Raw genomic sequence first — 18,104 nt, 5'->3', positions numbered from 1 at the left:
GATAAGTTCACCTTTTTTAAAAATGGCAAAAAAATCAGCGCACCAAAAGAGAAAGCCAATAACTCCAAAGATGAATAAGTACTTATTATGAAAGATATAGTTACTTAACAACGATATTCTCCTTTGCTTTTTCATGGAGAGCTACAATTGCTACATCATCTTCAGGTGTCCAAGCTCTTTTATATTGAACTTCATTTACTTTATTCAAATAATTTTTAAAGGCTTCGCGGTTTTCAAATAATTCAAAAAAAGAATCCTTCTCACTATATATAAGTTCATGCTTTTCACGTGTATCAGCACTTTTAAAAGTTAAAACTCTTTTTTGCCAATTTTGATGCTCTCTTCTTTTTTTTGAAAATTGTAGATAACCATATATGGCCAATCCAAGAACCATAAGAACGATAAGAAGATAAATTGAATAATCTAAAATCGATTTATTTTCGTTTAGCTTTTTGTTAAATACAAAAAAATCCTGTTGTTTAATTGTAGTATCTTGAAAACTAATGTCTGAAAATGTAACCCCTAGGGCCATTCCTCGATAATCCCAGATTTTTGGAAACGAATCTTTTGGTGTAGCAATAAGTACACCACTGGCTTCAATAATATAATATTCTGGATTAGCAGCTAGGAAATACTGTTTATTAACTTTTGATATTTTAATAATATCAGCAAAATCACGTGATAATAAATGAGCCTTTATATCTTCATCTACTATGTCATTTATTGGATAAATAGTTAGCTTAAAGTCTTTAATTTCACCAACACTCCAAACATTATTCTCACTATCAATACTTATCTCAATTTTGGTGTCTAAAGCTAAGGAGCTAAATGACATACAAATTAATAAAATTGAAAAGAATGCATAAAAGAAACGTGCTTTCACTACAACATCTCCTTAACAAAGTCTTCTAAATAGCGATCCCCTACATTTATATCTTTTAAACGAAATCCAAAATCTAAAACTTCCGCCTTTCCTTTTAATCTAGTATCAACCTTACCACTACCTTTACCAGCGATACGTCCAACAATAGAGAATCGAAACTCATTAGAAGTATCGAGGGGACAGAGCAAACGAAAAGCATGAACATGTTTACGTGCAGTTAGTCTCTTCAGGGTTTCTGGAGATAAGAATTCATAAAAGTCACTTAGAATAACGACTTCTCTTTTCTTATAAAATTCACGAACTAGTTCGGCATCAAATTTAGCGAAATTTCTTTCTTTTTGAGAAACCAGATATTCAACATCAATCTCTCCGGCTTGATTAATAACATTCGTTTTCCTCAAGGCGTCAACAAACGCAACGAGACCTGCCTCTCCTCTCTTTTTTTGAACTCTTAAGACTCGATCATTCAAACAAATAATTGTCTCTATATAGTCATGTGTTTTTTCTGAGAGTAAATAAAGTAACGATATAATTTCAAAAGCTGCTGCAAGCTTAGACTTTCCGTTGTGTCCGATAACCATACCGGGACTACAATCTAAAAGAATTGTAATCTCAACATTTCTCTCTTCTTCAAAAGTCTTAATATATGGAGTATTTGTTTTTGCGACCATCTTCCAGTCAATAAAACGAACATCATCACCATGAACATACACCTGATGTTCCTTAAACTTTAATCCCGTTCCTCTGAAGTGAGATTTAAGCATACCAATAGAAAATGAGTTTGATCGTTTGAACAAACTATTTTTCATATTTTGAACAATTTGATGTACTTCAAGTGTCTTCATATTAAATCATTTTCTGAGCAATCTTAACTGCTAAGTCTCTCGGATTAATTCCATCAATGGATGCTTCATAAGTTAAAATAATTCTATGCCCAAGCACTGAGGCAACGACTTTCATTACATCATCTGGTGTAACGAAATCACGTTGGGCCATAAAGGCATTAAAACGACCTAGTTTCTGTAGCCAGATTGCTGCACGTGGAGAAGCTCCTGCTTGTACAAGTCCTTTAAAATCAGGAGAAAAATGCTTATCTCCAGGTCTGGTTGCTCTTACAATTTTAATAATTAAATCTTTCATCTTATCATCGACGTATACTTTATCGATCTCTTGGCGAATCGATAGGATATCGTCGGTTGAAAGAAAAGAGCCTAGGTCTTGCTTTACATTTTCTAAATCTAAAATAGATTTTTCCGCTTCGAAGTCAGGATAATTTACACTAACTTTCATCATAAAACGGTCTAACTGCGCTTCTGGAAGCGGATAAGTTCCTTCCTGCTCAATTGGGTTTTGTGTTGCTAGTACAACAAATGGGCTCGATAACTTATGAGTAGAGTCACCAATTGTAACTTGTTTTTCGGCCATGGCCTCAAGTAAAGCTGATTGTACCTTGGCAGGAGATCGATTGATCTCATCCGCAAGTAAAAGTTGTGTAAAGATTGGACCAAACTTTGTAGAAAACTCTTCCTTTTGTTGAGAGTAGACCATCGTTCCAACTAAGTCAGAGGGAAGTAGGTCAGGCGTAAACTGAACTCTTTTGAAAGTTAAGTCACATAGCTTACTCATTGTAGAAACAGATAAAGTTTTACCCAGTCCAGGCATCCCCTCAATTAAGAGATGTCCTTCGCAGACTAAAGCCGCAATGATACTATCAAGCATTTCATCTTGACCATAAACAATACGTTTGGCCCTATCTAAAACACTATTAACCTTCTGTCTTGAACTATCAGTCATTTCTTTCCACCTTATATGCTAAATATTTTATGTAATTTGATTTTGATTCTAATTTGCTAATTGGATGATCTAGTCCTTGTATTCCTGTGTCAATTAAGCGGATTGATAAATTATTCTTCTGCGCACTACGAGCTACACATTGATCTAGTTCATTCATTGAAATATTTTGAGTACAAGATGCAGCAGCAAGAATTCCACCCTTGTTTATCATTTTGAATATTTTTGTATATAATTTTTCATAGCCACTTATAGCAGCCTTTTTGTCTTTATAACTCTTACTAAAAGCAGGAGGGTCACAGACAATTACATCGTAACTTTTCCCTTCACTCACTTTTTCATCTAAGAACTTAAATACATCATTACGAGTAAAGTTTCCTCTGCCACTGAAATTATTAATTTCAAGATGATTATGTACAACTTCACTCATATTAGCTTGGTCAACAAACTCAACATTTTCAACACCAGCTCTGAGAAGGTGTAATCCCCATGATCCCACATAGGTAAAGAGGTCTAAACCAGTCTTATAATTCTGTCCTGTTCTTTTAATTAGATCTTCAAATTTTCTTCTATTTTCTCGGTGGTCGTAATAATAACCAACCTTCTGCATTAGATCTTTCTTGATTTGATATTGAAATTCTGTTTCTTCAATTTTTATAACATCTGGTAATTCATCACTTTCAAAAACAGGAAGCTCTTCTATATCTCTATATTTCTTATTATCAAGAAGGATCACTTCTTTATCTACTAAGCTTTGGATATGTGATTTTATCTCGTTACGAAAGCCATCCATTCCAGCTGTATTGATTTGTAGAATTGCACAGTTCTGATATCCATCGAGAATAAGTCCAGGCAGTCCATCCTCATCTCCATAAATTAACCTAGCATTTTTACCATAACCAATTTCATTTCGATAACGAATCGCCTTTTCAATTGTTTTAGAGATGTAATCCCATGGCCCTAAAGTTGAATTCAAGACAACGACATTCTTTTTTCTTGTCGAGTTTGGATTCACAAAGCCAATATACTTATTTTTCAAATGATTGAAACTACACCATTCCCCCGGACGAAAAGAGCGTAGAGAATCCTCAATATCAATTTCAGATAAATGGATAACTTTACTTTCAAAGTAAAGTCTAACTTTTTTATTAATTTCTATTTGTCTCATTTATAGGCCTATAATCTTTTTGGCTTGCCCAGTATTAATTTGATAATTTTGAATCTTCAAATCTAACTTACCTAGCTCAACCTTTTTATCGCCAGTTATGGCATACGATACTGCTTCGATATTACTAGGTAATCCGAAAGTACCAAATTTTTCATATTCAATTTCAATTTCTTTGAGAATTGAAGAAGCACCTCTTCCTTCAGAAATTGATATCTGTGAAATAACACTTTTCCCTTTTGCCCATGATTTTTTTGAATATGAAAAAGAAGTCTTTGTATGCAACTGTGGACTACTTGATTCAATCTCTTTAATTTGTCCACTTGAATACAATTCAATACTCAAATCTAATAATTCTGCTTGATCCTTCACTCGTATGAATCGACTATTATTTTTAGGATCCTTCTTAAATGCACTCATTTCTAAAGGAGTCGTTAGATTTTTCGCTAAAACTAATTCTACGTAAGGTTTAACTTTTGCAATCAAAGTCTGCTTTAATAAATCAAAACCTTTTTCAGGTAACCCTTCAACTCTAATTCTAATATTGTTTGGATATACCCAATAAACACGATAGTAAACATCATCAGGCTCAAGGGCCGTATTTGCTCTTACATACTTTTCAAGATTAGGTTCTCGAATATCGAAAAATAAATCTTGAATCTCCCCTTCTAATGGAGTGTAGGTTCTTAATTTGTGATCATTAAAAATACTACTATTGTTAGAAAATACAGATGTGACAGAAAGTAATAAAACAACAATTAGGGATAAGTTAAATTTTAGCATAATATGTCCTTTTAACTTATTTTAAAAGGGACACAGACCTTTACCAACTAGTTGAAATTATTTCCTTCCAATTGACTTTAGGTAAAATCAAATGCTTTTCCTTCTTATAAATAACTTTACCTGCAGAGCCCTTAACACCTTTTAAATTCTCTACCTGAGTAAATATAACAGGTATTTGATCAGCACTAAACTCACTGTAATCAGCTAGAATTGAAGCAACTACACTATATTTATCAAAATCAAAGCCTTCTAAATTCTTAACAATAACGTGAGCACTCTTATCTCCATCTATATGAAACCAAATATCACCCTTACTAGACCATTTACTTCGGATATAATCATTTCCCTTAGTATTTAGTCCAACAGCAATTGATATCTCATTCCATTTAAAAATTGAATGATCATCCGACTTATTAACTTCCGTATTTTTGGGTGCTACTTTCTTCCAAACTGGTACATTCACTTTTTCTCGAACAAATACTTCCTTCTTGGACTCAATTTCTTTAATAACATCAGCAAGACGTTTTTCAAGAAATTCCTCACCTTTTCGCAATTTCTTAATCTTCGTGAAAAGAATATTCTTCTTTTGATAGTAACTAAGGCCAAAATCAAACTTAGCTTTGAGTGATTTATATTTGAAAACGTGTTCATTTAAATCTAATTCATCGTTAATTAATTTCTTCTCAAGCTCATGTCTAACCTTACAGTTTTCAAGGTCTTTTTGAATAAAATTTTTCTTACGCAACAATTTTTTATTATAAGTTGTCTCTGCTTTTTTATTAAAAACATCTTCTTCAGCTAGAATAAGCTTTTTTTTCTTAACATCTTTTGTATCAAGTTGTTTTCTTCCTAATTCATTGAAGATGTCGAAATAATTTTCAAAATCAAAAACTTGCTTCTTATTCGATTGCCATGGAGAAAAGTGAAACTTCTTCCCCTCGTTTATATAAACATAACTAAAGAATAGTTGTCGTCCTTTCCAGAAAAGCAAAAGGTTACTCTTATCGTAAAACTTGAAATTTAAGCACTTATCTTTGGTATCAGTTTCAATTTCAATAAGTCGACTATTTCGAATATTAGATCTTAGAAATTCTAGAAACTGATCACGTGTAATTCGATATTCTGAAGGAATCGATTGAATTGAGTCCCAAATACCACAATGCTCTCCTCCTCTTCCAATTGTAATGCAAAGATTCTTTCCTCTAAGTCTAAGCTGTAATAATACGAGCTTTCCCGATGAGAAGATTTTTTGTATTCGAGGATTTGTTGAAGCGCCATTTTCAATTAATTGATCATTAATTCTATCGACATTTCGCCCTAGCTCTGAGAAATTTAAATTCATGAATAATCCAACAATTTTGTCACAAACACTGAGTAATATTGACTGGAGCAAGATAGCTTCTGAAATAATCACCCACGCAAGATTTCAAGTTAATAAAAATATTATAGAACATAATCCAAAGATATTCGAATCTGAACAATTAAGTGAGCATTTTTTTGACTTAAATGAGATTATTAAGAAAATTGATGAGTCAGGTAGTTTAGGAGACTATTTTTTTAGTAATTTGAGAGATAGTGAAGAAAATCACAATGCCCTAAATTACATCTCTAAAGGTGGCGTTGCGACATTAGATCAGCTTAACTTTCTGGCAAATACAATTGAAAACCTTTTTTCAACCAAAAGAGTCCTTAATTTTAGCCACTATCGAATTTATCTAGATGAGTTAGTGAATAAAACTCAAAGGCTAAAGCAGAAATTTATCAATCCATTTAGAAAGTTTGTCGATGCAGACGGCAGTGTTCATCTTGAAAGACACCCTATTATCGCACCACTTATCCAAGAACAATTAGGATTAGAAAAAAGAATTCGAGAAACAATCAATTTTATTCTTAAGGATGAAGACATTTCCAAGCGTCTTCAAATGGATACTTTTGATATTATTAATGAAAGATTTGTCATTCCAATCAGAAGTGACTCTTATAGAAGTGATCTAGGTAGTATCGTTGCAAGGTCTTCAACAGGTAACACACTTTTTGTTGAACCAGTTGCAACGAGAAAGATGTCTAATGATCTTATCGAAATAAACTCTAAAATTGACTATGCCATATCACAAATATGTAAAAATTTTTGTGACCTAGTGAATAACGATCTTTCAACAATGCATGATGTGTATTCATTTTTTATAGAATTAGATTATACATATACATTAGCTAGTTATTCACACGCGAAAAGTTTTTGTTATCCAGAAGTTAGTATTGATGGTTCAACAAACTTGGTCGATTTTTATCATCCACTAATTGATAATTGTGTCAGAAACACAATCGAAGTTGATAGTGAGAAAAGAGGTATTATTATCTCTGGTCCCAATACAGGTGGTAAGACAGTATCCATCAAAAGTATTGTTATTGCCCATTTATTCCTAAAACTTGGGTTATTCATTCCTGCGCAAAAAGCAAAGCTACAATATAAAAGTGATGTATTCTACTTTGACAGCGATTACCAAGATTTAGAAATGGGACTAAGCTCATTTGCGGGAGAAGTTCAGGTAATCTTATCAATGCTAGAAAATATTCAAAATGATTCACTTATTGCTGCAGATGAGATTTTTAATTCGACATCTTCAGATGAGGCATCATCACTTGCTTATTCAATTATTAATTATGTTACAAAAGAACTTGGATGTGATGTTCTTATTTCGACACACCACCAATTACTTAAAACCAAAATCCAAGAAAGTGAAGAATTTATCTCGGCCCATGTAGGTTATGATTTTGATAATAATACTCCTACATACAAACTAATCATTGGAACACCTGGTTCATCAATGGCACTAGAGATATTTAAGCGACTTAGTAAGAAACACAATATTCCTGAATTTATTTTAGATGATGCTAAAAAAATGCTTGATACTAAATACGTTACTTATGAAAGGCTTCTTCAAGATCTATCTAAGAAACAAGAAAAAATCAGCAAAACACTTAAAGAAAATATTCAGCTTAATCATGAACTTAAGAATCAAAAAAAATCTCAAGAAGGTATTCTCTTCTTAGAGAAACAGAGAGCTTATGATCAATATGAAAAAGAAATTAAAAAGATCATAAAAGGTCTTAATGATGTTAAGACTAAAAGCTTAAGTAATGAAATTTCTACCTTAAACAAGCAATATGAAAGACTTAAACCAAATAGAAATGAAAGGCCAAAAGAAGAAAGACAAATTGCAACTGAGATAAAAGTTGGTTCTCGCTATTTTTGCGACCGTCTGAATTCGACATGTATTGTTTCTGAAATAAAAGGTAAGAATTGTGTTGTTGAGGTTAATGGAAAGAAAATTTCTGTTCCAAAGGCTTCCCTTTTTGATCAACAAGGTATCAACAATAAGAAGCCACAAAAAGCAAAAAAAGTTGAAATTAATGTCTTTAAGACCATTAACTACACTACAGAGGTTAATTGTCGTGGGATGCGTTTAAGCGAATTCCAGCAGAAAGTTTTTTCATGCATTGATGATCTAAGAATGGGACATATTCCCTATTTAATCATTGTACATGGCCATGGCGATGGTACATTAAAGAAATGGCTGAGAAATGAGCTTAGAAGACAGAGAGATCTAAATTGGTCACCAGATGAAGGAAATGATGGTGCAACAAGAATCGATCTTACTCAATCGACTTAAAAATACGCTCTGATTTTATATTCATTTGACCAGTATAGCTATCTTGCATCATTGAGAACCAAACGAAGAAGGCGCGTCCTCTAATATTTTCAAATGGTACGAATCCCCATGCTCTAGAATCAGAAGAGTTGTCGCGATTATCTCCCATTACGAAATAATGGCCTTTTGGTATTTTTGTTGCGGGATAGTTTAGCTTATAGATATTATCCATATCTTTTTTAACAACAAATGTTTTCTCATTCATCTTAGTTTCAAGATAATCGTAATTATCGTTGAATCTTGTTGCAATTAATTTTTCGTTTATTGGTTTACCATTGATATAAATCTTCTTGTTTTTAATCTCAATAGTTTCACCAGGTAGTCCAACGACTCTTTTAATATAATTAATTTTTGGATCGTTTGGATATTTAAAAACAATGATGTCTCCACGTTGAACATCATTAGTTCTAAGTAGATATACAGGGTTTGAATTAACCCCACCTAGGGCAATATCAGAAAAGGGTAGCTTTATGCCATAGCTGAATTTCTCAACTAAAATAAAATCACCTATTTCTAGTGTCGGGATCATTGAACCAGAGGGAATTCGATATGGCTCATAAAAAGAAGATCTAAAAACCAAAAGAAATAATATTATTAGAAATGAGTCTCGACTCATCCTTAGAAAACTTTTCTTACGACTAGCAATTTTCTCGTCTAAAATATCACTCACTTAATTCCTCGATAATACTTTGAAATAATTTCTTGCGCCAACTTAGTCGATTTCACATACCATTTCTTATAGTTAATAATCATGACACAAACAGAGATACCCTTATCGTCTAAATTATTTTTCGGTTTAGCATAAGATGTAAACCAATCTCTTTTCCCAAACGGAAAACCACCTGTAATTGAACCAGTTTTACCGCCTATCTCGAGTTTATTAGCAATACGTCTACTCATGTATCTTCGAAAAGTTCTTCTTGCAGTACCGCGTTTAATCGTTCCTTGCATTAGTTCAGATAGTTCTTTAGCAGTATCCTGGCCAATAACCTGATCTTTACGAATTTCGTTTTGCCAAACCTTTTGATTCTGTTCATCAACTAAGTCAGTTGCCAGTCGTGGATATTGTAAAATCCCATCATTAGCAACAACACTTGATAGTACAGCACAATGAACCGGAGAGATTTGCGTACGTTTATTAAAGCCCGACGCTATTTCGGCCATTGCATAGTCTGTTTGAGGAATTTCAAATGTCGACTTGGCCAAGTCAATTTCTTTCATTAACTCGTCATTAAAGCCAAGGCGCTTTGCCATCTCCTCTAACTCTTCAGGAGTTGTATTATTAATTGCAGCCTTTCCAAAAATTACATTATTAGAATATGCAAAAGCCTTATCAAAAGATGTTGTTCGCTGCCAACGCGATTTTTTATTCTTTAACTGATATTTATAAAGAGTCGTTCCGCGACCACGATATTTAAACTTATCATGAATATTAAAATCTTCATTATTAATAAGATCTGCACTTGTAACAATCTTAAAAACACTTGCTGCCGGATGTGTCCCAGTAAAAGGAAGAAGGTAATCAAAAACCTTTCCTTCTCTTGTAAATCCAATACTGACTAATAGATTACCGTTGTTATTATCCATAACAACAATAGCTGCTTTATCAGGACGATAATAACGAAGTCGTTTTCTTACAAAGCTCTCTAATTCAGGATCTGTTGAATAGTTCACTTTGTAAGATTTCGAATTATGTGAAATTGTTTGTTTAAATGGAGTTTTAGGATCTAAAAGTTGGCTTGAGAGGTAGTGCTTCAATTGATGATTATCAATTTCACTCGCCTTTGGCTTAACTTCTATTTTCTTTTGCTCGTCTTTTCCTACTAAAAAATATCCTATTAAAGCGAGCGGAGCTAAAACTAATAAATACTTATACAAAAACCTATATTTGAACACCTTTATAGCCCTTACCAATCACAAAGAACTCCTTACTAACCGAACGTGTAGATTTCGGCTTTAGGAAATGGAATTCTTTAAAAATACTTCTTTGTGATTTTAAAAAGACTTGGGCCTCATGGCCATCAAATACTTTAATTACAAAGTTTCCATCTTTTTTTAAAAAGACATCAAGATGTGCAAAAACTTGTTCAATTAAATTTAAACTTCTTAACTGGTCTACAGAGCGTACACCAGTAGTGTTTGGGGCCATATCAGAAATCACAACATCAAATTTGCGATCAAAATCAAGCTCCTCCACAGTTGTTACATCAAAAATCGACTTTTCAAAAAGCCTGACATTCTTAACTCCTAAAAGTTTCTTATTTACTGGCTTGATATCAATACCCACTGCAAAGCCTTCTGGCCCAATCTTCTTGCTCGTATACTGCATCCAAGAGCCTGGAAAATAACCTAAGTCGAGTACATTATTACCCTTTTCGATAACCTTATACTTCTTATCAATTTCTTCTAGCTTATAAATAGAGCGGGCCAAAAAGTTTTCTTTCTTAGCCTTGTTGTAATAATAATCTTTTACTTTAAACGTCATTAACTAAACCTTATATCTGATATTAGACCAACATTATTCAAAAAACTGAAAAAGTCGCTTTTTGTAAGTCCACGACATTTTTCTTACATCTGAGCGCGAAAAAAAAATTTCTTTTGTGAAAAAACTTATTGACTCAGGTTTTTTACTAACATTATTAACAGAGTTATCCACACTTGACCATAATGCTTGGTTATTTTTCATTAATTTAACTTTTACTAATGAAATGCCTTATTTTCAACACTTTACCTTAGATGTTGCGATGTGATGACAGGTTTTGACAGGTCGCAAGTAAACTTACCAACAAAAAAAGCTAACTTATCCACATATGCACATTTCAAAGTGCTTTTAAAGCTTGTCAATAATATTTTTCGAATATCTGAAGTAAGATTTTGAGGGATGGATTTCCCTTATGCTCAAGGCACAATAATAGTTATTTCAGTAAGGTAGAGGCAGTTACTCGGAAGTAACCATGAATTCTAATTCTTCACTACCTGCTAGGATCGCTCCATACTCTTCACCATCATCATAAGTAAATGAACTAGCTATCAGCTTGATACTACTATCAGCTGGGTCGACAAATACAAATGGATGTGAAGTGGCCGCGTCTTTACGCATTTTGTAGGAATCAGAAAACTCTTCAAACAATTGTCTTGTTATATGAGACTTAAACAGATGAAACTCCCTTTCATCGTTAACGTTAATTAAATTATAAATTAATTCTCATATAAATAAATAATTTTAAGTCCTAGGATTTTAGTCAATTGCTCCGATCGTTCTTAATAGGATTTTAACTCGTCCTTCAAAGTGTGAGTCCAGTAGACAGATAATAATATAAACCGCGTATATCATATTCCTAGAGCTTCTAAGCCCTCTGATTTTCTGGAAGATAACTTCGATAAGTAAGACACTAAAAAATGCCAATAACCACAGTATAGAAAAGTCCTGAAATGTTCGCGAGCTAAAGAGAACGTCAATTAGAAGGAGGCACAGAATAGAGATAGCAACCTTAATGGAAGAATCATGCGAGATATTTAGTATTTTGTGCTTCTCACTTCGCGTTTGCCCTAAAATTTTATACATAAAAACTATTAGGCCAAAAATTGAGAGAATAAAGAATGATTTACGAGACACGAGCCTCATTATCTCTGCAGAAATTATGTTTACACTTTCAATCATTTCGATTGAAACGGTGCTCGTTGATAAAAAGAACAGAGAAATAGAGAGAAAGACTCCCAACAATGTATATTTGAAAAATTGTCTCTTATACCATGCAGTTTCCTCTTTGAAGAAAACAAAATGGATTAATAGGAGTTGAACTATTAATAAGATTATATTCGACTTATCAATAACTGTTCCCCAAGCACCTAGCAGTCCTATAAACAGCCCTGAACGGTACGTAGAACTCTTTGTCGACCAGAGTGTAGACCATACCCACACAACAGAAAAAGTCGTTAAAAGGGTAAATCCGTAGTTATTTGCAAGTATCTTTGAAAATGACCAAGAAGAAACTAACGCGAATACTCCAAGAAGAGATAGTCTCCTTGAAACAAAATTTCGAAGAAGAGCGTAGAAGGTCATCAAAAATAGAGACATCGTTACAAAGTAAAAATGAATCGACCATGATAGATTTAAAAGCTTTGGATACTTACTAAATGGAATATAGTTAATTGATATAAAGTTCCAGAATGCTCCTGAGACTCGTTCACTTGGATCAAAGAACAGCCTTAGAGAACTTGTCGAAAATAAATTCGGCAACTGAGGTAGCGAAGTAAAGAACATAACTACTGTTAAAAATAGTACTGTCTTTTCAAACTTATCAAGATAGCGATACTCATGGAAGTTAGTCGAAACCGACTCCTTAATGATCTTTCCTCGCGTAGGCCATGAATAAAATAGCCCCATCACAATCCACGTAAGCCAAAAAATATTGTAACTCCACTTGTGAGGCAAAAGGCTTAGCAAGTTGAAATAAATGGCCATAAAGAACATCCCCATAAAAAGTCGATAAACGACTCTATCGATGGATGAGTTCACTTTGAAATATATCTTTAATCGGTGGTCAATTTCCTTTCCCAGTAAGAACCACTGAGAAACAATAAACATTGAAAAGAAAATCATTGCGATAATTTGCCAAATTGGCTCGAGATTAACTTCTTTTTGCAAATAGATTGGCAATAATAAGAATGTAAAATATGTAACTAGTCGAAATAACAAGAATTTTGTCTTTTCAATGTAAATATCCGACTTTTTCTCTAAAGTTTTCACAGTAATACCCGATAAATTTAGTACAAAATCCCAATCCCAAAAAAATTACTTTCTCGAAAAGTACCCGCCCACAAGGCGGGTTTTTTATTTTCAGGGATTTATCTATTATAGCCCCTAAAACATCAAATGACGAAGAGGCCTTGCCTAGAAAATTCTTCCACTAATGATGCGACGGAAAAAAAAGCTCAAGTGTGATAAAATCAGAGTTGGAGACAAGTGTGAAAAGGATTTTCACATCTAAAATCAGGAGGATTTTTGTCGATAGCAATGGGCTCCATTAACACGGGACTTCCAAAGGATATTGTTCAGCAAATTATGAAAGCTGAACGAATTCCTATTCAAAATATGGAAATGCGTAAAGGTAAGATCTCTGACAAGAAAGCACTTGTCCAAGAGCTTACGTCCCTAGTTGAAGGTATGCGTGGAACCCTCCTCCAAAACGGTAGTGCCAGATCTCTAAGAGAATTAAGTGTTATTGGAAATGATGATATCGTAGGAATTACTGCGGATAAGAACGTTGCGGAACCAGCAACATATCAATTCGAAGTTAAACAACTTGCACAGAAGTCTTCGGCCATGACATCTGGTTTTGCTGATCCAGATGAAAGTTATATTGGTGTTGGGTTTATTCAATACTCACTACCAAGTGGCGATACAAAAGAAATATACGTAGATGCTGACAACGCTTCATTAAAGTCAGTAGCAAAACTAATTAACAAAGATGAAGAATCAGGACTAAGGGCCAGTGTTATCAATGACGGTTCGGAATCAGATACACCTTGGCGTCTAATCCTATCGCTAAAAGATACTGGTGATATTAACAAGGCAGAATTTCCACACTTCTATTTCGTAGATGGTGAACAAGATTTTTATATTGAATTTGAAAGAGAGGCCCAAGACGCTGTCGTTGCACTTGATGGTTTTGAAATCGAATTACCTGAAAACAAAGCGGCAGAACTAATACCTGGTGTAACTCTTGATCTTAAAAAGGCAAAGCCTGGTGATGAGTTCACTATCAATATTAGTGAAGATGCTGGAAAAATTGGAGAGAAAGTAAAATCTCTAATTGATCAAATTAACGGTGTATTCTCATTCATTAAACAACAAAACACAATGGATGAAACGACTGATACCTCTCGAACTCTAGGTGGAGATATTCTTCTACAATCAATCGAATCTCGATTAAGAAGTGCAATCTTTAAAGATATTCCTCTTAAAGACGGAGGGACTTCTCGTATCGGAGAACTAGGTATCCAATTTTCAAGGGAAGGTTTACTTGAGTTTGATCAGAAGAAATTTCAAACAGTAATGGAGAAAGATTACGATCATATTGCTGAAGTTCTAACTGGTCGCTACGAAGACGGTACAAAAACTAATGGATTCATCGATAACCTCAAAGAAACTGTAGGCCAGCTTCTTCAGTTTCCAAATGGTCTACTCTCTTCAAGAAAGAGATCACTAGAAAATAATATTGAAACAATTGATAGAAGGATTGCTCAAAGAGAGAACATGCTTCAACAAAAAGAAAAGAACTTAAAAGATAAATTTTCACGCTTAGAAGGAACCATGTCTAGGATTCGTTCACAAGGTGCAGGCCTTGGCGGACCTCAGCCGATGGGATAATTAAGGAGAAGTAAATGAGTTACGGTTTAGGTGCCTACAAACAAACATCTGTAAAAACAGCAAGTAAGGAGCAAATCCTACTTATGCTTTATCAAGCTGCTATTAAAAATTGTAAAAAAGCAATTGAAGCAATTGAAAAGAAGGACTTATCTGCGAAAGGACAATTTATTGGAAAGCTACAAGATATTATAATCGAGCTTAACAGTAGTTTAGACTTTGAAGTTGGTGGAGATGTGGCCAAAGAACTTTCATCTTTATATGACTTTATGCTTTTTTCAAGTACACAGGCAAATATCAAAATTGACAAGGAACCATTAAAAGGAGTCCTTGAAGTTTTAACGACGCTATATGAAGGTTGGCAAGAAGCTGTTAAGCAACTTAGAGTTGAGCAAAAGGCTAAATAATGAACACAATAGAGATCTTTAATAAGATCACTAGACATTTAGATTTACTGGGACTTCTCGTTAACTCTACAAAGTCTATGATCACTTCATGTAACAATGGAAGATTTGACCTCGTTGATAATATCTCTGAAAATAGAGAGCGACTGATTAATATCATTCGCCTACTCCAAGATGATATTGAAGCTGAAATTCAGAATAATAAAGTGATTTATCCACAAGAAGATATCGAAATCTTTAAATCTTGGATACAAGATGTCACGGAACTTGTTCATGAAAATCAAAAGCTTGATGATGAGTGCTTAAACCTACTATCACAAGCAAAAGAGTCAACTACTAAAGAGATCTCAACTGTCTTCAAAAAACGTCAACAATTTCAGGGCTACAACCTGAACAATGTAAAAAACAGGTAATACTAGACCAGTTTGCCCCCTTAATCGAAATTATAGTATAATATGGTGGAGCTCTAGGAAAGAGCTTCACTTTATATAAAGACCATTGGGCCTTAGGACGAGGAAATTATGGAACTAGCAAAAGAATTAGTACAAGCAATTCCTGCAAAATCACTTTCTTTCTTAGATATACATTCGTACGAAATTAAACAATCACGAAGTAATTTAAAGGTACCTGTTATTAACGGCGTACACCTACATTCGAATTACCATCCTGCAAAGGAAGCTAAAAAGCTAATCGCCAATATCGAGCATCAACTTAAAGAGAATAAGAATTTATTAATTTTAGGTTTAGGTTTTGCCTACCACGTCTATGAAGCATGTAAGCTTCTTGAAATATACCATGGTCAAGATTATAAAGTTATTGTCATTGAACCTAATGAGCAAACATACACAGAATGTATAAAGAACAATTTATTTCCAAATAAAAACATCGAAGTATATGCCACTGATGATGTGGCGAGTATCTATAAAGAAAAGAATGTCGCATCATTTCTTTCTCAAAAACCAACTATACTTACTCATGCTCCTTCATTCTCTCTTTACAATAAGTTCTACAAAGACTTTTTAGATTTTGAAGCGAGTAGCAAAATCGGTGACTGTATCGAGCATATTAAATCAAGCGAACTTAAGTCCCTACTCTATAATGCTGATCAAGACTTAACAATTGATCAACATATCGACAGAGCAATATATCAAACAAATCAATTTAAAAATAAAAATGATTTTTTACTCCTGGCTTTTGATGCCGTAATCAAGCAAGGTTAAGAGGAATAGATGAAAGATATACTAATTATCAACTTCAAAAGACATGGTGACATTTTTCAAATGGGACGACTTGTCTCATCACTAAAGAACAAACACCCTGAAGCAAATATAACGATTTTAATTAACAAAGAATTTGAAAAGTCTGCTGAGTTACTAAATGGTGTTAAAAATATCATCACACTTGATAGAAAAAAGATTGTTAGCTACAAAAAAAATAAGATCTATTCAAACGGCTTTGCTCTCGATGAATTTGGTAAAACGATAAAAGAAATAAATAAAAGTTGGAATTTAGTAATAAACTACTCTAACGATAGAATCTCAACGAGTTTAGCATCATATATAAACAAAGAATTTAAAGGTATTCAATTTGACCTTAACTGTAATGTTAAATACTCAAATGAATGGGCAGTTGTATTTAATGACGTACTTACACAACAAAAATATGCTCCACTAAATTTCAATGATTGCTATCATAAGATGGTTGGAATTGAAGAAAACAACTCATTCAATGCCCTACACGTTTCAAATGAATACAATAAGGTATGCCATCAAAATTTCTTAAAAATGAGAAAGGCCGAAGGAAAAATCGATCCTAAGCTGATAGCTATTCAACTAACAGCATCAAATATTAATAAAATGATTGAAAGGCAAGAACTTATCAATCTTATTAACAAACTTAATGCACAAGAAGATACGATCCCATTGCTAGTGATCGCTCCGTCATCAGACGAAAGATCTTATGCTAATAAAATCAATTCCGAACTAGACAAGAAAGCTGTAACAATTGAAGCACAGTTCAGTGCTCTTCCATCAGTGTTAATCAACTGTGATCTTTTAATTACACCAGATACAGCAATAAAGCATATGGCAGATATATTAGATGTTCCAACAATTGAGCTTTCAATGGGTCCTTCACCATTTCTTAAACAAGGAACAACAAATTTAGAAAGTATGATTATCACTCCACGAATTAAAGATCGCGACTTTGCTTATGGCCCAAGTGCACACACGGAAAAACAAGTTAGAAATAATGAGATCATTAAAGCTGAAGATATTATTTATGTACTTAATAAGTATTTCCTAAATAAAGAAGAACAATATCTACAAAACACTGACATATCGATCTATCAAATCAAACACGACGAATTAGGTGGTTTTTATAAAAATATAGAAGGACGTATCGATACAGAAATAGAGCTTGAAAGGTATCTATCAAGAGATTTCTTATATCGAAAAATAGAACGAAAAACACTTTCTGGACACGGTATTGTCGAAAGTGACTTAAACTTTACGTCCAACTGGCTAGAGCAAGCTCAGGGGGAATTAATTAAATCCTCACGTCATGTGTTAGCAGCAATTAAGGCAACACTTGCACAAGACACGCAAAAACTACAAGCAAAGTTAGCGGATATTAATTTATATATAGGTCATACATCTGATTACTGCGCACTTCCATTTTTATTCTACAGAGCAAAAATTAATAATATCGAAACACCGACTCTATCAGAAGTAGAGCATATTTTAATCGCTTTAAAAAATGATCTACAAATACAATTTGAACAAATTAAAGAAGTATCAAATTTAGTAAGAGAGAGTCGTAGTAGATTACGAGAAGAATCTACAAAGGAATTATTAAATGAATCAAGATCATAACAATTTAAGGACTGAATTCTTCAAAGAACTTGAAAGAATTCAAGAGAAACAAGTCAAAAGAGAAAACTTGAGCGAAGACGACATGGCCTTTTTATATCTATGTTCTGTCCTAGAAGAAGAATAGG

The 18,104-nt window shown here is 33.5% G+C and carries 18 protein-coding genes; 7 read left to right on the top strand and 11 right to left on the bottom strand.

The genetic code is table 11. The annotated features are described in order from the left end of the window. Positions 1-100 precede the first annotated feature (100 nt). The 6 genes from ABMA70_RS09935 to ABMA70_RS09910 are packed head-to-tail and all read right to left on the bottom strand — an operon-like array spanning position 101 to position 5,964. A complete protein-coding gene (locus ABMA70_RS09935; protein ID WP_103218479.1) occupies positions 101-883 on the bottom strand; it encodes a hypothetical protein in 783 nt (260 codons plus the stop codon). Next, entirely contained in the window at positions 883-1,728 is an 846-nt protein-coding gene (locus ABMA70_RS09930) for a DUF58 domain-containing protein (protein WP_103218480.1), read from the bottom strand. Before ABMA70_RS09930 ends, ABMA70_RS09935 begins: the two co-directional genes overlap by 1 nt. Before the next feature lies 1 nt (position 1,729). Beyond that, a complete protein-coding gene (locus ABMA70_RS09925) occupies positions 1,730-2,677 on the bottom strand; it encodes a MoxR family ATPase (RefSeq protein WP_103218481.1) in 948 nt (315 codons plus the stop codon). Continuing rightward, complete coding sequence (locus ABMA70_RS09920; RefSeq protein ID WP_392993803.1) at positions 2,670-3,842, bottom strand: class I SAM-dependent rRNA methyltransferase; 1,173 nt, start codon at positions 3,840-3,842, stop codon at positions 2,670-2,672. The genes ABMA70_RS09925 and ABMA70_RS09920 overlap by 8 nt, the downstream gene beginning before the upstream one ends. Then, positions 3,843-4,622 (bottom strand): hypothetical protein, encoded by a 780-nt coding sequence (locus ABMA70_RS09915; protein ID WP_392993805.1) that lies wholly within the window; start codon positions 4,620-4,622, stop codon positions 3,843-3,845. It lies immediately after the preceding gene. Positions 4,623-4,662: 40 nt separating this feature from the next. Continuing rightward, the gene (locus ABMA70_RS09910) at positions 4,663-5,964 is read right to left on the bottom strand and encodes a hypothetical protein (protein ID WP_392993807.1); all 1,302 of its coding nucleotides are present in this window, start codon (positions 5,962-5,964) and stop codon (positions 4,663-4,665) included. Between ABMA70_RS09910 and ABMA70_RS09905 the strand changes: the two genes are divergently transcribed. After that, positions 5,963-8,293 carry a Smr/MutS family protein gene (locus ABMA70_RS09905; protein WP_392993810.1) on the top strand — a complete coding sequence of 777 codons (2,331 nt, stop codon included), beginning with the start codon at positions 5,963-5,965 and terminating at the stop codon, positions 8,291-8,293. The two genes, ABMA70_RS09910 and ABMA70_RS09905, sit on opposite strands and share 2 nt — an antisense overlap. Here ABMA70_RS09905 and lepB read toward each other — a convergent pair. The 5 genes from lepB to ABMA70_RS09880 all read right to left on the bottom strand — a co-directional run bounded on the left by lepB (position 8,277) and on the right by ABMA70_RS09880 (position 13,082). Further along, positions 8,277-9,002 (bottom strand): signal peptidase I, encoded by a 726-nt coding sequence (gene lepB / locus ABMA70_RS09900; protein ID WP_392993813.1) that lies wholly within the window; start codon positions 9,000-9,002, stop codon positions 8,277-8,279. The two genes, ABMA70_RS09905 and lepB, sit on opposite strands and share 17 nt — an antisense overlap. Beyond that, a complete protein-coding gene (locus tag ABMA70_RS09895) occupies positions 8,999-10,210 on the bottom strand; it encodes a penicillin-binding transpeptidase domain-containing protein (RefSeq protein ID WP_392993814.1) in 1,212 nt (403 codons plus the stop codon). Before ABMA70_RS09895 ends, lepB begins: the two co-directional genes overlap by 4 nt. A 4-nt stretch (positions 10,211-10,214) precedes the next feature. Beyond that, complete coding sequence (locus ABMA70_RS09890; protein ID WP_103218488.1) at positions 10,215-10,817, bottom strand: RlmE family RNA methyltransferase; 603 nt, start codon at positions 10,815-10,817, stop codon at positions 10,215-10,217. Between the two features lie 453 nt (positions 10,818-11,270). Further along, entirely contained in the window at positions 11,271-11,432 is a 162-nt protein-coding gene (locus ABMA70_RS09885) for a hypothetical protein (protein ID WP_158246909.1), read from the bottom strand. Between the two features lie 138 nt (positions 11,433-11,570). Continuing rightward, positions 11,571-13,082: a hypothetical protein gene (locus ABMA70_RS09880; protein ID WP_103218490.1), complete on the bottom strand. Its 1,512-nt coding sequence runs from the start codon at positions 13,080-13,082 to the stop codon at positions 11,571-11,573. A gap of 255 nt (positions 13,083-13,337) precedes the next feature. Between ABMA70_RS09880 and fliD the strand changes: the two genes are divergently transcribed. The 6 genes from fliD to ABMA70_RS09850 all read left to right on the top strand — a co-directional run bounded on the left by fliD (position 13,338) and on the right by ABMA70_RS09850 (position 18,103). Further along, the gene (gene fliD / locus ABMA70_RS09875) at positions 13,338-14,705 is read left to right on the top strand and encodes a flagellar filament capping protein FliD (protein WP_392993819.1); all 1,368 of its coding nucleotides are present in this window, start codon (positions 13,338-13,340) and stop codon (positions 14,703-14,705) included. A gap of 14 nt (positions 14,706-14,719) precedes the next feature. Then, positions 14,720-15,109, top strand: a complete 390-nt coding sequence (gene fliS / locus ABMA70_RS09870) for a flagellar export chaperone FliS (protein WP_103218492.1) — start codon at positions 14,720-14,722, stop codon at positions 15,107-15,109. Next, positions 15,109-15,519, top strand: a complete 411-nt coding sequence (locus ABMA70_RS09865) for a hypothetical protein (RefSeq protein ID WP_103218493.1) — start codon at positions 15,109-15,111, stop codon at positions 15,517-15,519. The genes fliS and ABMA70_RS09865 overlap by 1 nt, the downstream gene beginning before the upstream one ends. A 108-nt stretch (positions 15,520-15,627) precedes the next feature. Continuing rightward, positions 15,628-16,326: a hypothetical protein gene (locus ABMA70_RS09860; RefSeq protein ID WP_103218494.1), complete on the top strand. Its 699-nt coding sequence runs from the start codon at positions 15,628-15,630 to the stop codon at positions 16,324-16,326. Positions 16,327-16,335: 9 nt separating this feature from the next. Continuing rightward, positions 16,336-17,979 carry a glycosyltransferase family 9 protein gene (locus ABMA70_RS09855; RefSeq protein ID WP_392993822.1) on the top strand — a complete coding sequence of 548 codons (1,644 nt, stop codon included), beginning with the start codon at positions 16,336-16,338 and terminating at the stop codon, positions 17,977-17,979. Further along, positions 17,963-18,103 (top strand): hypothetical protein, encoded by a 141-nt coding sequence (locus tag ABMA70_RS09850; RefSeq protein ID WP_158246910.1) that lies wholly within the window; start codon positions 17,963-17,965, stop codon positions 18,101-18,103. Before ABMA70_RS09855 ends, ABMA70_RS09850 begins: the two co-directional genes overlap by 17 nt. Position 18,104: the final 1 nt, after the last annotated feature.

The sequence above is a fragment of the Halobacteriovorax sp. XZX-3 genome (genome assembly GCF_043196495.1).
GTDB lineage: Bacteria > Bdellovibrionota > Bacteriovoracia > Bacteriovoracales > Bacteriovoracaceae > Halobacteriovorax_A.
Note: the sequence above shows the minus strand (reverse complement) of the source record. Positions and strands in the feature narration are given on the sequence as shown.

Excerpts from the sequence above, each read along its gene's own strand:
- ABMA70_RS09885 (WP_158246909.1), bottom strand. The coding sequence starts at position 11,432 with ATGCGTAAAGACGCGGCCACTTCACATCCATTTGTATTTGTCGACCCA.
- ABMA70_RS09850 (WP_158246910.1), top strand. The coding sequence starts at position 17,963 with ATGAATCAAGATCATAACAATTTAAGGACTGAATTCTTCAAAGAACTT.
- fliS (WP_103218492.1), top strand. The coding sequence starts at position 14,720 with ATGAGTTACGGTTTAGGTGCCTACAAACAAACATCTGTAAAAACAGCA.
- ABMA70_RS09915 (WP_392993805.1), bottom strand. The coding sequence starts at position 4,622 with ATGCTAAAATTTAACTTATCCCTAATTGTTGTTTTATTACTTTCTGTC.
- ABMA70_RS09925 (WP_103218481.1), bottom strand. The coding sequence starts at position 2,677 with ATGACTGATAGTTCAAGACAGAAGGTTAATAGTGTTTTAGATAGGGCC.
- ABMA70_RS09890 (WP_103218488.1), bottom strand. The coding sequence starts at position 10,817 with ATGACGTTTAAAGTAAAAGATTATTATTACAACAAGGCTAAGAAAGAA.
- ABMA70_RS09930 (WP_103218480.1), bottom strand. The coding sequence starts at position 1,728 with ATGAAGACACTTGAAGTACATCAAATTGTTCAAAATATGAAAAATAGT.
- ABMA70_RS09860 (WP_103218494.1), top strand. The coding sequence starts at position 15,628 with ATGGAACTAGCAAAAGAATTAGTACAAGCAATTCCTGCAAAATCACTT.
- ABMA70_RS09855 (WP_392993822.1), top strand. The coding sequence starts at position 16,336 with ATGAAAGATATACTAATTATCAACTTCAAAAGACATGGTGACATTTTT.
- ABMA70_RS09920 (WP_392993803.1), bottom strand. The coding sequence starts at position 3,842 with ATGAGACAAATAGAAATTAATAAAAAAGTTAGACTTTACTTTGAAAGT.
- ABMA70_RS09905 (WP_392993810.1), top strand. The coding sequence starts at position 5,963 with ATGAATAATCCAACAATTTTGTCACAAACACTGAGTAATATTGACTGG.
- ABMA70_RS09910 (WP_392993807.1), bottom strand. The coding sequence starts at position 5,964 with ATGAATTTAAATTTCTCAGAGCTAGGGCGAAATGTCGATAGAATTAAT.
- ABMA70_RS09865 (WP_103218493.1), top strand. The coding sequence starts at position 15,109 with ATGAACACAATAGAGATCTTTAATAAGATCACTAGACATTTAGATTTA.